We start from the raw sequence: 15,904 nt of genomic DNA on the forward strand, positions 1-15,904 counted from the left end.
ATTTTCTCCATCGATGTGATTATTTCTCAGACGATCGCTGTTATCGGTAACTGACAAGCTAACTTTATGACTTTGATCGTTTTTTTATTTCATAACCATCACAATGGATAGGTAGCGGCTATTAATATTGCTTCATCGATCGTTACCAGACCGCCAGACGGGGCTTTTTCGAAATAGCATTCTGAAGAACTGACTTAGGCAGGAATAAATAACTGAGGCACTTTCTTTAGTTATTTAATATCAAATTAACATTAAACCACATGAATAGTTACAATCGGAAAAATAAAAAGCCGCTTATGCCTTACGGTATAAACGGCTTTTCTGGAACATAATGGTTTAATGGAGCACGGTCACGGCATCCTTAAGACGTCCGGCGCGGTGTTTCACCATTGCAGAAATGTGCGCGCTCTCCTCGACCAGGTCGGCGTTTTTCTGCGTGATGCTGTCGAGCTCAGCCACCGCGCGGGTTAACTCTGACAACCCGGTGGCCTGCTCGGACGTGGCGTGGCTGATCTGGGCGATCAGCTGCGTCACGTTTTGCACCTGCTCGACAATATCATCCATCGTGCGGCCTGCGGCGTGGACCTGTTCGGAGCCGGACTGCACCTTGCTGGCGCTGGCATCAATCAGCTTACGAATATCATTTGCTGCGCTGGCGCTGCGGCTGGCGAGATGGCGCACTTCACCAGCCACCACGGCAAAACCTTTCCCCTGTTCGCCGGCCCTTGCCGCTTCAACAGCCGCATTCAGCGCCAGAATGTTGGTCTGGAACGCGATGTCGTTAATCAGGGAGGTAATGGAGCCAATGCGCTGCGTGCTGTCGGCGATGTCATCCATGGTTTTAACGACGGTCTGCATCGCATTACCCCCTTTCGTCGCCGCACTGCTGGCAGCCACGGAGAGTTTATCCACCTCGGCGGCGGTTTCAGAATTACTCTGTACGGAAGCGGCCATCTGGTTCATTGTCGCGACGGTCTGCTGCACGTTTGCCACGGTCTGACGCGTACGATCGTTCAGATCGTCATTTCCCTTCGCCAGCCTGTCGCTGCCGTCACGGACGCTCACCACCTGGCTCGAGACGTCATTGATCAACCAGCGGCACATCAGGCCCAGCTGCCCTACCGCCCGCAGCGTCAGCCCCAGCTCATCGCTGCGGTTCAGATGCTCCACGCTGTTGCGCTCACCGGTTGCAACCCTCAGCGCCTGTCGCGCCACATTCTCTACCGGGCGGACAATCTGTTGCTCAAACAGCAGCGTCCCCAGCAGCATCACCACCGCAGCAGCGGCGAGCGGCGTCCAGCCTGCGGAGGTGGCAACCAGCGAGGCGGCAAGTACGGCAAAGAGTACCGCCATCACGCTGCGCACGCGCCAGCGCAGCGGCATGGCCGGTAGTTTACCCAGCCAGCCCTTTCTGACCACCAGCCCTTTATGAATACGTTTCTTACAGCTTCCGCCATTCAGCGCCCGGTAGAGCGGCTCCACGGTGGCAATTTCCTCCGCAGTGGCCCTGGTGCGAATCGACATATAACCTGTCACCTGCCCGTGGCGCACCATCGGCACCGCGTTAGCACGCACCCAGTAGTGGTCACCGTTTTTACGTCGGTTTTTGACGATCCCGCTCCACGGCTCGCCCTGCTGCAGCGTGTACCACATATCGGCAAACGCGGCTTTTGGCATATCGGGGTGGCGCACCATATTGTGTGGCTGGCCCGTCAGCTCATCGAGCTGGTAGCCGCTCACCTGCACAAAGGTGTCGTTGGCGTGGGTGATGTAGCTGTGGATGTCTGTGGTAGACATTAAGGTGGTGTCATCGTCCAGAGGATATTCATTCTGGGTGACATAGGTTGGAGAGGACATCGTGGGCATCCCTTGCAGGTTATTTGAATGTTAATTTTGTGGGTCAATGTTTTTTCGGCGGTAAACAATTTATCTTTAGTTGTTAAACTTGATGAAGATCGCAGATTTGACTTAAACCATACTTTTTGTACGATTTTATAATCCATTGATTTCAAATACTTTCGATAAGAAATTACCCACAGTGCATGACCCGTTAACGCCCACTTAAGTTGCAGCAACTGCACCTCTTTAGTGCAACGTGGCGCTTACCCTCTCCCTGATGCTCGCAATCCTGTACCGCGAAATCCCGTTTCGGTTGTATCGGCATGATTAAATATTGTGCAACATTATTTTAACCTGGCGTTTATCCCGATTTTCGTTAAGGCAGCTGAAGTGGCGTAATCCCTGCAATACTTAAACCAGTATCATGTGATACGCGATCCCCGGGAGCATATTTTGAACAGGTTACCTTCCAGCGCCTCGGCTCTTGCCTGTACCGCGCACGCACTGAATCTCATTGAGAAGCGAACGCTTGATCATGAGGAGATGAAACAACTTAACCGAGAGGTCATCGATTACTTTAAAGAGCACGTCAATCCAGGGTTTCTTGAGTATCGCAAATCTGTTACCGCCGGCGGGGATTACGGAGCCGTAGAGTGGCAAGCGGGGAGTCTGAACACGCTTGTCGACACCCAGGGACAGGAGTTTATCGATTGCCTGGGAGGTTTTGGAATTTTCAACGTGGGGCACCGTAATCCAGTTGTGGTTTCCGCCGTACAGAATCAACTTGCGAAACAACCTCTCCATAGCCAGGAGCTGCTCGATCCGCTTCGCGCCATGCTCGCGAAAACGCTGGCAGCCTTAACGCCCGGCAAACTGAAATACAGCTTCTTTAGCAACAGCGGCACGGAATCGGTCGAAGCGGCGATTAAGCTCGCCAAAGCGTACCAGTCGCCGCGCGGGAAATTCACCTTCATTGCCACCAGCGGCGCGTTCCATGGTAAATCCCTGGGCGCACTGTCGGCGACCGCGAAATCCACCTTCCGCAAACCGTTTATGCCGCTGCTGCCGGGCTTCCGCCACGTGCCGTTTGGCGACATTAACGCCATGCGCACCGTGCTGACGGAATGCCGTAAAACCGGTGATGACGTGGCCGCGGTGATCCTGGAGCCGATTCAGGGTGAAGGCGGAGTGATCCTCCCGCCGCAGGGCTATCTGCCTGCCGTGCGTCAACTGTGCGATGAGTTTGGCGCATTGCTGATCCTCGACGAAGTGCAGACCGGGATGGGGCGCACCGGCAAGATGTTTGCCTGTGAGCACGAGAACGTTCAGCCGGACATTTTATGCCTGGCGAAAGCGTTGGGCGGCGGCGTGATGCCAATCGGTGCGACGGTCGCCACCGAAGAGGTCTTCTCGGTGCTGTTCGACAATCCGTTCCTGCATACCACCACCTTTGGCGGTAACCCGCTGGCCTGTGCGGCCGCGCTGGCGACCATCAACGTGCTGCTTGAGCAAAACCTGCCTGCGCAGGCGGAGCAAAAAGGTGACATGCTGCTGGACGGCTTCCGCCAGCTGGGCCGTGAATACCCGGATCTGATCCAGGAAGCACGCGGCAAAGGGATGCTGATGGCGATTGAGTTTGTTGACAACGAAATCGGCTATAGCTTCGCGAGCGAGATGTTCCGCCAGCGGGTGCTGGTCGCCGGCACGCTGAACAACTCGAAAACCATCCGCATTGAACCGCCGCTGACACTGACTATTGAGCAGTGTGAGCAGGTGCTGAAAGCGGCACGCAAAGCGCTGGCGGCGCTGCGCGTGAGTGTGGAAGAGGCGTAATCAACGCCGGGTGGCGCTACGCTTACCCGGCCTACCAAATACGGCATATGTAGGCCCGGTAAGCGTAGCGCCACCGGGCTGCTTTTTATCGGTGAAACTCCGCAACCGTCATGGTGAAGCGAAGTACGGTATTGCCTTCATTGGCATAGCCGTGCGCGGCTTCCGTTTTCGCCACTGCCGACGCCCCGGCAGCCACCTGCGTCACCGTCTCGTCCACCGTCAGCGTTAACATGCCCTCATTCACGTGCAGCAGCTCAAAGGTGCCCGCCGGATGTCCCGAAGAGCTAAAACGCTCTCCCGGCTGCATCTCCCACTGCCATAGTTCAATCATATCCGGGCCCGCGGTGCCTGCCAGCAGTCTGGCGTAACCGCCCTGTGTGCCCTGCCACAGCACCGGAATCGCGGCTTCTTCGATAACGTGCACCTGCGGCTCGCTGGAGACGTTAACGATATCCGCCACTGAGATACCGAGCGCGGCGGCCAGTTTGCACAAAATGGCGATGCTGGGGTTGGCTGCGCCCTTTTCGATCTCCACCAGCATGCCTTTGCTGACGCTGGCGCGGCGGGATAGCTCATCCAGCGACAGTTTTTTCTCTTTGCGCCAGTTGCGTATGCGGTTCGCGACGGCCAGGCTTACCTGGGCAATATCGGCCCCCTGCTCAGTCATTATATTGACTTTATCAGTCATTGGTCACTACCATGGTATAAAACAGTCAATACAGGATTATTTATGTCTCTCGTTACGCCGTCAATAGACTCACGTCTTGCCGGGATTGCCCCAGGCTTTCGGGCGTTGAGCATTCTGGTTGAAGCTGCGCCGATTACCCACCCGGAAGTGGCGACCGCCGCGCTGGCGCAGGCCTGCCAGCAGATGCTTAATGATGATGTGCCCTGGGCTGATGCACACCTTTCAGGCTGGGATGAGGTGTTTAAAGCCTTCGGTGCGAAACCGAAACGCACGCCCTGCTCGGCATCCGCCCTGCGTAAGCGGGTCCTGAAAGACGGATCGCTGCCGCCGCTGGATCCGGTGGTGGATATCTATAACGCGGTGAGCATTCGCTACGCCATTCCGGTCGGCGGAGAAAATCTCACGGCGTATTCAGGCGCGCCGCGTCTGACGCTGGCCGACGGCAGCGAGCCGTTTGATACCTTCAAAGAGGGACAGCCGGTGGTGGAACATCCGGAACCGGGCGAGGTTATCTGGCGCGACGATCTCGGCGTCACCTGCCGCCGCTGGAACTGGCGCCAGGGGATACGGACGCGCCTGAACAGCCAGGCGCACACCATGTGGTTTATTCTTGAAAGCCTGCCGTCGATGCCGCTTGCAGCGCTGGAAGAGGCGGGTGCGGAGTTGGTGGATAGCCTGCAGCGGCTGATGCCGGGAGCCAGGTCTCAGGTTCAACTGCTGGCGCTGGCCTGAACAACGCCGGGTGGCGCTACGCTTACCCGGCCTACAAACCTTTATAACGCCTGTTACTCCGGCAACAACCCGACAAAACTGCGTTTTTTGCGCGGCTCGGACATCAACTCTTCAAGTTTATCCACGCACGCCAGATAGTGCGGAGTTTGCTTGTGCGCCAGCACCGCCTCTTCGTCTTTATAGGCCTCGTAGATAAAGAACCGGGTTTTCACCCTGGGGTCCTGCAATACGTCAAAGCGCAGATTTCCGGGCTCCTGAATCGCCCCCTCGTGGTTGGCGCGAAACACCTCCAGAAACTCGTCCACCCGCTCGGGCTTAATGTTGATTTCAACCAGCGTCACGTTCATTTTGCTTCTCCCTGTTTCTCTTCCTGCCAGAACTGGAACGCCTCCCGGGCGTTCATGTTCTCGTGAACCACTTTCTTCACCGCTTTCAGCATGGCGAGCGGCGCGCTGGACTGGAAGATATTGCGTCCCATGTCCACGCCGGAAGCCCCCTGATCAATCGCGCGCCAGCACATCTCCAGCGCCTCGTGCTCCGGCAGCTTTTTGCCGCCGGCGATGACGATCGGGACCGGGCTGCTGGCGGTCACTTTTTCAAAGCCCTCGTCCACATAGTAGGTTTTGACGAACTGCGCTCCCATTTCGGCGGCGATGCGGCTGGCGAGCGAGAAATAGCGCGCGTCCCGCGCCATCTCTTTCCCGACGCCGGTCACCGCCAGCGTGGGCATACCGTAACGCGCCCCGGCGTCCACCAGCTTGATGATGTTGTTGATCGACTGATGCTCAAACGGGCTTCCGATATAGACCTGCGCCGCCACCGCGCAGACGTTCAGGCGCAGCGCGTCCTCCATCGCCACCGCCACGCACTCGTTGGAGAGCTCACCCAGAATCGAATTCCCCCCGGAGGCACGCAGCACCACCGGTTTATTCGTCGCGGCCGGCACCTGGCTCCTGAGGATGCCGCGGGTACACATCAGCACGTCGGTTTCGCCGAACAGCGGCGCGATGGAGAGATCGATACGCTCAAGGCCGGTGGTCGGCCCCTGAAAATAGCCGTGGTCAAAGGCCAGCATCACCGTGCGGTTGCTTTGCGGGTTAAAGATGCGCGCCAGCCGCGACTGCATTCCCCAGTCCAGCGAGCCGCAGCCTTTCAGGGTGAATGGCACATTTTGCTGCGGCGTGCCGATGCCAAAATCCTTACCGTCTTTGATGTCGTCTAAATCAGCCATTTGCTCCCCCGTCAGAAATCGTATTTGTTGATGTTCTCTTTCGTGAACACCACGCGCTCCGGCAGCAGCACAATGCCGTTGCCCTTCGCCTCATACTGGTAGCCCTGCACGCTGTTTGGCTCGACCTTCAGCGCCCCGATATTTTTGACGTCCACGCTGTCACCAACGTTAAGATCGCCTTTTTTCAGCAAACGATCGGCGACATTGACCGCAATTTTGCCCTGTTGTACGACATCCCACAGACCGAAGGCTTTCACCGTGCCGCGCTCCACGTACGGGCGCATCACGTTCGGCGTGCTGAACCCGACAATCGCTACCCCTTCCCGTTTCAGGTTTTCTGCCGCCTGAGCGGCGGCGGGAAGTGCGTTGGCGTCCGGCGCGATGATGGCATCCAGATCCGGATACGCTTTTAAGATCCCCTCGGCGGTCTGCAGGGATTTGGTGGCGTCGTTATAGCCAAACTGCGTGGTCACGATCTGCCACTGAGGATGATCTTTCTCAATTTTGGCCTTCGCCTCTTTCACCCACTGGTTCTGGTCGGTAACGGTGGGGCTGGAGTAGAAGAACGCCACTTTGGCATTCGGTTTGGTGACCTGCTTGCCCGCCATCTCCACCAGCAGGCCGCCGAGCTGTTCCGGCGTCCCCTGGTTGATGTAGATGCTGCGGCACTCCGGTTTGGTGTCGGAGTCCCAGGTCAGGACCTTGACGCCGCGCTGCATCGCGCGCTTCAGCGCCGGGCAGAGGCCGTCCGGCGACACGGCGGAGACAATAATCGCGTTATAGCCCTGGTTGACGAAGTTATTGATGAGCTGCACCTGACCGGAGACGCTCGGTTCGGTGGGGCCGTCGTAGGTGACGTCCACGCCAAGATCTTTCCCCGCCTCTTTCGCGCCGTTGCCGCCGCTGGTGAAGAAGCCGACCCCCACCAGTTTCGGGATAAAGGCAATGCGGTCCGCGGCCTGCGCCGAGGCGAAGCTGAGGGCCATTGCCAGGACGAGCAGTTTTGTTTTCATCTTACGCTCCGGGTAGTTTTCAGGAAGATATTGCGCACCCATTCACGGTGCAGACTCAGCGACCGTCCCATCACCACCACAACCAGCAGCGCCCCTGACAGCGCGCTCGACACCTGGTTGGGGATGCCGACCATCTGTAAACCCTGTTGCAGGTAGCCCACCAGCAGCGCCGCCAGCGCCGTACCGACAACCGAACCTGACCCGCCGTAGATATTGGCCCCGCCGAGCACGGCGGCGGTGAGTGCAGGCATCAGCAAATCGCGCCCCAGATCCGAGCGCGCAGAGCCGAAATAGGAGACCATCACCAGCGCGGCAATGGCCGAGGCCACGCCCACCAGGCCGTACAGCGCGTAGGGCATGCCGTTCACCGACAGCGCTGCGTAGCGCGCCGCGCGCGGGTTCTGCCCGATCAAGAACAGATGACGGCCAAAGCGCCCGCGGTGGGCAATCAGCCAGAAGAAAACGGTCATCACCGCGAACAATACCAGCGGGAGTGGCAGGCCAAGCACCGTGAGGTTAGCGAACGCGGTAAAACTGTCCGGGAAACCGCCAATCCCCTCATAGCCCGTCGCTCCCGCCATGCCGGAGAGCAGCAGCGCCCCGCCGCCGTAGAGGTAGAGCGTGCCGAGGGTGATAACCAGAGGACTAATGCCGGTGTAGTGGATCAGCGCCGCATTCAGCAGTCCGCACAGCAGGCCCAGTAGCAGCGTCAGAGGAATGGCAACCGCCATCGGCCACCCGGCCTGCATCATCACCCCCAGCGCGATAGCGCACAGGCCGATGGTGGACCCCAGCGAAATATCGATCCCGCCGCTGACGATCACCAGCGTCAGCGGCAGCGCCACAATACCGATGCAGATGAAATCGCTGGTGCTGAACAGCAGCATGTTGATGTCGAGCATGCGCGGGTTGAGGGCGCCAAAGAGCAGGATCTCCAGCACCAGTAACATCAGCAGCGCGCTTTCCCAGTTAAGCTTCATTTACGCCACCTCTTTTTTGCGTTTGGGAAAGGGGGTGACGTGCTTTCCCCCTCGGTTGCCCGGCTGGAAGCGACCGTACTTGAGCGCCCGCTGATGACGCGCCAGCGCCTGGCGCAGCCGCCCGTCGAGCACCAGCACGCCCAGCAGCACCAGCCCGGCGATAAAGTCGTTCCACCACGCCGGGAGCTTAAACAGCACCAGCACGGTGTCGATTTGCGTCAGGAAGAAGGCACCGAGTAACGCACCAATCAGCGTGCCCGTGCCGCCCAGCAGTGAAATGCCGCCGAGCACGCAGGCTGCAATGGCTTTCATCTCCAGCCCGCTGCCGGTCTGGTTCGGCACAAAACCGATCTGTGAGGCAAAGACGATCCCGGCGCAGGCCGCCAGCATGCCGTTAAGCGTAAACGCGATCATCCGCGTGCGGTTCACCGCCACGCCCAGCTGGCGCGCCGCGGCAAGGTTATCCCCCACGGCATAGAAATCACGACCAAAGGCGGTGCGCGACAGCGTCCACGCACCTGCGGCGGCTAAAAACAGCACCCCCATACCGAGCGGCGAAACGCCGAGGGCCATCGGCTCTGAGAGGGATTTCAGCCCGGGCGGCAGCCCTTCAATCCACTTCCCGTCGGTCCAGAGCAGCATTGCCCCGCGGTACAGCCCCAGCGTGCCGAGGGTGGCGACTATCGCCGGAATGCGCAGCCCCACCACCAGAAAACCGTTGAACGCCCCCGCCAGCGCCCCAACGGACAGGGCAAAGAGCATTGCCACCGGCAGGCTGTAGCCGCTGTTGAGCGCCACGCCGACGGCAATCGCCGACAGCCCGACGGTAGAGCCCACGGAGACATCAATATTGCGGGTCAGCATCACCAGCGCGGCACCGAGCGCCAGCAGGATCAGGATTTGCGCGCTGGCGAAGATCATCCCCAGCGTCTGAAGGCTCAGGTACGCTGGATTAAGCGCCACCAGCACGACAAACAGCGCCAGAATGGCGAGAAAGGCGCTCAGCTCACGATTTTTCAGTAACGTCTTCATGATTGTCCTCCGAACGCCAGCGCCATCATGCGATCCAGGCTGACGGCATGGCGCGGCAGTTCGCCGCTGAGCACACCCTGGTGCATCACCAGCACGCGATCGGCGAGGCCGGGAAACTCATCAAGATCGCTTGAGATCATCAGCACCGCCACGTTCTGCGCCGCCACGCTTTTGAGCAGCTGATAGATATCGGCCCGCGCCGCCACGTCCACGCCGCGCGTGGGCTCATCGACGATCAGCAATAATGGATTGGCTTCAAGACAGCGCGCCAGCAGCACCTTCTGCTGGTTGCCGCCGGAGAGGGTGCGCACGGGTTGATCCGCATGGTTGAGCTTGATCCCGAGCGCCCGGTGGTAGCGTTCCACCACCGCAGACTCCCGCTTGCGCTGCTGCCAGAGAGACGGCTCGTTCAGGGCCACCGTGTTCCAGCGAACCGGCGCATCCAGGAACAAACCGGATACCTGCCTGTCCTCCGGCAGGTAGACCAGGCCTTTGTCCAGCCGTGCGCCCACGCACTCGTGAGTGATCTCCTGATTCTCCAGCCAGACCCGCCCGCCGCGCACCGGGCGCAGGCCGTAGAGGGTTTCGGCAAACTCGGTGCGCCCGGATCCCACCAGCCCGGCCAGACCGACGATCTCTCCCGCGTAGATCTCAAGGCTCAGATCGATAAACCCCTCCCCGGTGAGTGAGTCCACCCGCAGCACCGGAAAGTCCTGCGGCTGGGTACGGCGATTGCCCGGCAGCGCCAGCCACAGTTTTTGCGCATCGCTTAAGCCTTTCTCCCGGCTCACCGGCGTCATGGCTGCGATCAGGGCGTTATCGTCGAACTGCGCCGTTTCGCCGCTCAGCACCACCGCACCGTCGCGCATCACCGAGACGTGGCTCGAAAGCATGCGGATCTCCGGCAGCTTGTGGGAGATAAAGACAATCCCGACGCCGAGATCCTGAAGGGCACGGATCTGACGGAACAGGCGCTCGGTTTCGCCGGGCGTGAGCGAGGCCGTGGGTTCATCAAGGATCAGGATCCTGGCGTTGCGCATTAATCCACGCAGGATCTCCACCATCTGCTGATCCGCCACTTCCAGGGTGCTGGCGGTGGCGTCGAGGTTAAGCTGGCACTGCAGCTGCTGGAGCTTATCGGCCAGCCGCTTTTCCAGATCCCGTTCGCGCGGCAGGCGGAAAAGGATGTTCTCCCTCACCGTCAGGTTGGGGAACAGCAGCGGCTCCTGCGGCACCAGATAGATGCCTAACGAGTGCGCCTGCACCGGGGAGAGCCGCGCATATGACTGCTCCCCGACACAAAGTTCACCGCTGTCCGGCGTCTCAACCCCGGCGATGATCTTCATCAGCGTCGATTTTCCCGCACCGTTACCACCCATCAGCGCATGTACCTGACCCGCAAGCAGTGTGAAATCAATGCCTTTCAGAACCGGCACACCGGAGAACTGCTTGCAGATATCGCGCGCTTTAAGAAGTGGGGTCATCATCGCTCCGCTACTGAACAAATGATTTTTAGATTTAATAATGTTCAAAAGCGTAGACGGTGAACTATATTTACAACCGTGCAGGGATCACAGTTTTATCGATTAAGATCCAGATTAAACAGAAAGCACCATAAAGATCCGTTTTGTCGCGTGGCTCACATTTTCCCCGCGCGCCAACGCGAACATATGATCTAAATTTTTATAAGAGTTCAACTATGAGCGATAAACGCACTGCGGAAGAAGGACGGTTTGCCGGGCTGGCGCTGGCGGAAGAGGAGCTGGTGGCCCGCGTGGCCTGGTGCTACTACCACGACGGGCTGACCCAGAATGACATAGGCGAACGGCTTGGCCTGCCGCGGCTTAAAATCTCCCGCTTGCTGGAGAAGGGGCGTCAGTCCGGGGTGATCAGGGTGCAGATCAATTCCCGCTACGAGGGCTGTCTGGCGCTGGAAACCGAGCTACAACAGCGCTTTGGCCTGAAGCTGGTGCGCGTACTGCCTGCCCTGAATACCCCGCCGATGAGTGTGCGGTTAGGCATTGGCGCTGCGCAGTCACTGATGGGCGTGCTGGAACCCGGCCAGCTGTTAGCGGTGGGATTTGGTGAAACCACCATGAGCAGCCTGCAGCACCTGAGCGGCTTTATCAGCTCACAGCAGATCCGCCTGGTCACCCTTTCCGGTGGCGTGGGGCCGTATATGACCGGAATCGGCCAGCTGGACGCCGCCTGCAGCGTCAGCATGATCCCCGCCCCGCTGCGCGTGTCATCCGCAGAAGTTGCCGGGATCTTAAAACGCGAAACCAGCGTGCGGGACGTGATCCTCGCCGCGACCGCAGCCGACGTGGCGGTGGTCGGCATTGGTTCGGTGAACCAGCGCCGTGACGCAACGATACTGCGCTCCGGCTATATCAGCGAGGGCGAACAGCTGATGTACGCCCGTAAAGGCGCGGTCGGCGACATTCTCGGTTATTTCCTCAATGCCGAAGGAGAATGCGTCGAGGAGCTGGAGATCCATAAAGAATTACTGGGCGTCACGCTGGATGAACTGGCGCAGCTGCCCACCATCGTTGGCGTAGCCGGCGGTGTTGAAAAAGCCGATGCGATTTATGCCGCACTGAAAGGTCGCCGTATCAATGGCCTGGTGACGGAAGAGACGACAGCCCGCGCGGTGCTGGCTCTGGCCGAATAAGAGTCGCCCTGCGCTAACAACGAGGCAAGCTCATGAGTTACCTTTTAGCGTTAGATGCAGGGACAGGCAGCGTTCGCGCCGTTATTTTCGATTTACAGGGCAACCAGATTGCCGTTGGTCAGGCCGAGTGGAAGCACCTGAGCGTGGAAAATGTGCCGGGCTCGATGGAGTTTGACCTCGACACCAACTGGCAACTGACCTGCCGGTGTATTCACCAGGCGCTGGCGCAAGCGGGCCTGAGCGCGGCGGATATTCAGTCCGTCGCCTGCTGCTCAATGCGCGAAGGGATTGTGCTGTATGACCGCAACGGCGAGGCCATCTGGGCCTGCGCCAACGTTGACGCCCGCGCCAGCCGCGAGGTGGCGGAGCTCAAAGAGATCCACGACGACCGTTTTGAATCCGAAGTGTACGACGTTTCCGGCCAGACCCTGGCCCTGAGCGCGATGCCGCGCCTGCTGTGGCTGGCGCACCATCGTCCGGACATCTACCGCAAGGCCGCAACCATCACCATGATCAGCGACTGGCTGGCGGCGAAACTCTCCGGCGAGCTGGCCGTTGACCCCTCCAACGCGGGCACCACCGGCATGCTGGATCTCTTCTCCCGCGACTGGCGTCCGGCGCTGCTGGACATGGCCGGGCTGCGGGCCGATATCCTCTCGCCGGTGAAAGAGACCGGCACCGTGCTGGGGGCCATCACCCATGACGCCGCGCAGCAGAGCGGACTGCGAGAAGGGACCCCGGTGGTGATGGGCGGCGGTGACGTGCAGCTGGGCTGTCTGGGGCTGGGCGTGGTACGCGCCGGGCAGACGGCGGTGCTGGGCGGCACCTTCTGGCAGCAGGTGGTCAACCTGCCGCAGGTACGCACCGATCCTGAAATGAACATCCGCGTGAACCCGCACGTCATCCCCGGCATGGCGCAGGCGGAGTCGATCAGCTTCTTTACCGGGCTGACCATGCGCTGGTTCCGCGACGCCTTTTGTGCCGAGGAAAAACTGATTGCCGAACGGATGGGGATGGACACCTATTCCCTGCTGGAAGAGATGGCCAGCCGCGTGCCGGCAGGTTCCCACGGGGTGATGCCGATCTTCTCCGACGCGATGCATTTTAAGCAGTGGTACCACGCTGCACCGTCGTTTATTAACCTCTCCATCGACCCGGAAAAGTGCAACAAAGCGACGCTGTTCCGCGCGCTGGAAGAGAACGCGGCAATTGTCTCGGCCTGTAACCTGGCGCAGATATCCCGCTTTTCCGGCGTGACGTTTGAGAGCCTCGTCTTCGCGGGCGGCGGGTCAAAAGGCGCCCTGTGGAGCCAGATTTTAAGCGACGTTACCGGCCTGCCGGTGCGTGTGCCGGAAGTGAAAGAAGCCACGGCGCTGGGCTGCGCGATCGCGGCCGGAACAGGCGCGGGACTGTTTGCGGATATGGCCTCGACGGGCGAGCGGCTGGTGAAATGGAGCCGCGAGTTCACGCCGAACCCACAGCATCGCGAGCTCTACGACGGTATGATGCAGAAGTGGCAGGCGGTATACGCCGACCAGCTTGGGCTGGTGGACAGCGGGCTGACGACGTCGATGTGGCAGGCGCCGGGGCTGGTGCGGGCATCCCCCTCACCCCGGCCCTCTCCCCAAAGGGGCGAGGGAGAAAACCAGATCGAGCCAATACATTAAGACCGCACCGGCCAGTCCCCTCTCCCCTTTGGGGAGAGGGTTAGGTGAGGGGCGAAGTTCTTTGAGATCTATCACAATCATTCGATCCCGCTTTTACCTTTCTTCCGCCGCTGGCTAAATTAGTAACTCATCCGACCACATAACAATAATTTTACACTGGAAGAGACTATGAGCCGCTACCCGTCGTTATTCGCCCCCCTCGATCTGGGGTTTACCACCCTCAAAAACCGCGTGCTGATGGGCTCGATGCACACCGGGCTGGAGGAGCATCCGGACGGGGCCGAGCGTCTGGCGGCCTTCTATGCCGAGCGCGCGCGCCACGGGGTGGCGCTGATTGTCACCGGCGGCGTGGCTCCTGCCCCTTCCGGCGTCGGTATGGAGGGCGGCGCGGTGTTAAACGATGCGTCACAGCTGCCGCACCACCGCATAGTGACCGACGCGGTACACCGTGAGGGCGGCAAAATCGCCCTGCAAATCCTCCACACCGGGCGCTACAGCTACCAGCCGAATCTGGTGGCCCCCTCCGCCATTCAGGCGCCGATTAACCATTTCACGCCCCATGCTCTCAGCCACGACGAGATCCTGGCGCTGATTGACGACTTCGCACGCTGCGCCGCGCTGGCCCGTGAAGCGGGTTATGACGGCGTCGAGGTCATGGGTTCCGAAGGCTATCTGATTAACGAGTTCCTCGCCGCGCGCACCAACCAGCGTGACGACGATTGGGGCGGCGACTATGCCCGCCGCATGCGCTTTGCCGTGGAGGTGGTACGCGCGGTGCGCGAACGTGCGGGGGCTGATTTTATTATTATTTTCCGCCTGTCGATGCTCGACCTGGTGGAGGGCGGCGGCACCTTCGACGAAACCGTGCAGCTGGCGCAGGCGATTGAAGCCGCCGGCGCCACCCTTATTAACACCGGTATTGGCTGGCACGAGGCGCGTATCCCGACCATCGCCACCCCGGTACCGCGTGCGGCGTTCAGTTGGGTGACGCGCAAGCTGAAAGGGAAAGTCTCTGTTCCGCTGGTCACCACCAACCGTATTAACGACCCGCAGGTGGCGGACGATGTGATATCACGCGGGGATGCCGATATGGTCTCCATGGCGCGGCCGTTCCTGGCCGATGCCGAACTGCTGTCCAAAGCGCAAAGCGGCCGTGCGGATGAGATCAACACCTGCATCGGCTGTAACCAGGCCTGTCTTGATCAGATCTTCGTCGGCAAGGTCACCTCCTGTCTCGTCAACCCGCGTGCCTGCCATGAAACCAAAATGCCGGTCATTCCGGCGGTCCACAAAAAACGCCTGGCGGTTGTGGGTGCAGGCCCTGCGGGCCTGGCGTTTGCGGTTAATGCCGCCTCGCGCGGGCACAGCGTGACACTGTTTGATGCCGCCGGTGATATTGGCGGGCAGTTTAATATCGCCAAACAGATCCCCGGCAAAGAGGAGTTCTATGAAACCCTGCGCTACTACCGTCGGATGATCGACCTGACGGGCGTGGATCTGCGGCTCAATCAGTGGGTAAAAGCGGCCGATCTGCTGGCGTTCGACGAGGTGATCCTGGCGAGCGGTATCGCCCCACGCACGCCTGCAATCGAGGGTATCGATCATCCGAAGGTTCTGAGCTATCTCGACGTGCTGCGTGACAAAGCACCGGTTGGGGAGAAAGTGGCGATTATCGGCTGCGGTGGGATCGGCTTTGATACCGCCATGTACTTAAGCCAGCCGGGCGAGGCCACCAGCCAGAATATTGCCGAATTTTGCGTGGAATGGGGGATCGACACCAGCCTGAACCAGTCCGGCGGCCTGCGTCCGGAAGGGCCACAGCTGCCGAAAAGCCCACGAAAGATCGTGATGCTGCAGCGCAAAGCGAGTAAGCCGGGCGAAGGGCTGGGGAAAACCACCGGCTGGATCCACCGCGCCACCCTGCTATCGCGTGGGGTGAAGATGATCCCGGCGGTAAGTTACCAGAAGATCGACGATGAGGGCCTGCACGTCACGATCGGCGGTGAGCCGCAGCTACTGCGCGTGGATCATGTCATTTTGTGCGCCGGCCAGGAGCCGAGGCGCGATCTGGCGGATCCGTTGCGTGACGCCGGGAAAACGGTGCACTTGATCGGCGGGTGTGATGTGGCGATGGAGCTGGATGCACGGCGCGCGATTGCGCAGGGGACGAAGTTAGCTCTGGCGATCTAGGACATTGCCGGGTTTGCTCCCTCTCCCT

The 15,904-nt window shown here is 59.9% G+C and carries 13 protein-coding genes; 5 read left to right on the plus strand and 8 right to left on the minus strand.

The features are described from left to right. Positions 1-336 precede the first annotated feature (336 nt). Positions 337-1,857 (minus strand): PAS domain-containing methyl-accepting chemotaxis protein, encoded by a 1,521-nt coding sequence (locus EKN83_RS19235; protein WP_126801498.1) that lies wholly within the window; start codon positions 1,855-1,857, stop codon positions 337-339. 435 nt (positions 1,858-2,292) lie between these two features. Between EKN83_RS19235 and ygjG the strand changes: the two genes are divergently transcribed. Next, positions 2,293-3,672: a putrescine aminotransferase gene (gene ygjG, locus EKN83_RS19240; RefSeq protein WP_032672648.1), complete on the plus strand. Its 1,380-nt coding sequence runs from the start codon at positions 2,293-2,295 to the stop codon at positions 3,670-3,672. Positions 3,673-3,757: 85 nt separating this feature from the next. Here ygjG and EKN83_RS19245 read toward each other — a convergent pair whose 3' ends face one another. Continuing rightward, the gene (locus EKN83_RS19245; RefSeq protein ID WP_025759591.1) at positions 3,758-4,360 is read right to left on the minus strand and encodes a helix-turn-helix domain-containing protein; all 603 of its coding nucleotides are present in this window, start codon (positions 4,358-4,360) and stop codon (positions 3,758-3,760) included. 42 nt (positions 4,361-4,402) lie between these two features. Between EKN83_RS19245 and EKN83_RS19250 the strand changes: the two genes are divergently transcribed. Continuing rightward, complete coding sequence (locus EKN83_RS19250) at positions 4,403-5,092, plus strand: B3/4 domain-containing protein (RefSeq protein ID WP_088244385.1); 690 nt, start codon at positions 4,403-4,405, stop codon at positions 5,090-5,092. A gap of 53 nt (positions 5,093-5,145) precedes the next feature. Here the strand turns inward: EKN83_RS19250 and lsrG are convergent, their stop codons facing one another. The 6 genes from lsrG to lsrA are packed head-to-tail and all read right to left on the minus strand — an operon-like array spanning position 5,146 to position 10,832. Continuing rightward, positions 5,146-5,439, minus strand: a complete 294-nt coding sequence (gene lsrG / locus EKN83_RS19255) for a (4S)-4-hydroxy-5-phosphonooxypentane-2,3-dione isomerase (RefSeq protein ID WP_008503162.1) — start codon at positions 5,437-5,439, stop codon at positions 5,146-5,148. Further along, complete coding sequence (lsrF, locus tag EKN83_RS19260; protein WP_126801499.1) at positions 5,436-6,323, minus strand: 3-hydroxy-5-phosphonooxypentane-2,4-dione thiolase; 888 nt, start codon at positions 6,321-6,323, stop codon at positions 5,436-5,438. The genes lsrG and lsrF overlap by 4 nt, the downstream gene beginning before the upstream one ends. 11 nt (positions 6,324-6,334) lie before the next feature. After that, the gene (lsrB, locus tag EKN83_RS19265; RefSeq protein ID WP_025759587.1) at positions 6,335-7,336 is read right to left on the minus strand and encodes an autoinducer 2 ABC transporter substrate-binding protein LsrB; all 1,002 of its coding nucleotides are present in this window, start codon (positions 7,334-7,336) and stop codon (positions 6,335-6,337) included. Beyond that, entirely contained in the window at positions 7,333-8,316 is a 984-nt protein-coding gene (gene lsrD, locus EKN83_RS19270; protein WP_025759585.1) for an autoinducer 2 ABC transporter permease LsrD, read from the minus strand. Before lsrD ends, lsrB begins: the two co-directional genes overlap by 4 nt. Further along, complete coding sequence (gene lsrC / locus EKN83_RS19275) at positions 8,317-9,348, minus strand: autoinducer 2 ABC transporter permease LsrC (RefSeq protein WP_126801500.1); 1,032 nt, start codon at positions 9,346-9,348, stop codon at positions 8,317-8,319. Further along, positions 9,345-10,832 (minus strand): autoinducer 2 ABC transporter ATP-binding protein LsrA, encoded by a 1,488-nt coding sequence (gene lsrA / locus EKN83_RS19280; protein ID WP_095450132.1) that lies wholly within the window; start codon positions 10,830-10,832, stop codon positions 9,345-9,347. Before lsrA ends, lsrC begins: the two co-directional genes overlap by 4 nt. A 215-nt stretch (positions 10,833-11,047) precedes the next feature. Between lsrA and lsrR the strand changes: the two genes are divergently transcribed. The 3 genes from lsrR (at position 11,048) to EKN83_RS19295 (ending at position 15,876) form a co-directional block, all read left to right on the plus strand. Next, positions 11,048-12,019, plus strand: a complete 972-nt coding sequence (gene lsrR, locus EKN83_RS19285) for a transcriptional regulator LsrR (RefSeq protein WP_126801501.1) — start codon at positions 11,048-11,050, stop codon at positions 12,017-12,019. A 32-nt stretch (positions 12,020-12,051) separates the two neighbouring features. Continuing rightward, the gene (gene lsrK, locus EKN83_RS19290; protein ID WP_126801502.1) at positions 12,052-13,686 is read left to right on the plus strand and encodes an autoinducer-2 kinase; all 1,635 of its coding nucleotides are present in this window, start codon (positions 12,052-12,054) and stop codon (positions 13,684-13,686) included. Positions 13,687-13,854: 168 nt separating this feature from the next. Continuing rightward, positions 13,855-15,876, plus strand: a complete 2,022-nt coding sequence (locus EKN83_RS19295) for an NADPH-dependent 2,4-dienoyl-CoA reductase (protein ID WP_126801503.1) — start codon at positions 13,855-13,857, stop codon at positions 15,874-15,876. The last annotated feature ends 28 nt before the right edge of the window (positions 15,877-15,904 follow it).

It is taken from the genome of Enterobacter sp. WCHEn090032 (assembly GCF_003986875.1).
Classification (GTDB): domain Bacteria; phylum Pseudomonadota; class Gammaproteobacteria; order Enterobacterales; family Enterobacteriaceae; genus Enterobacter; species Enterobacter sichuanensis.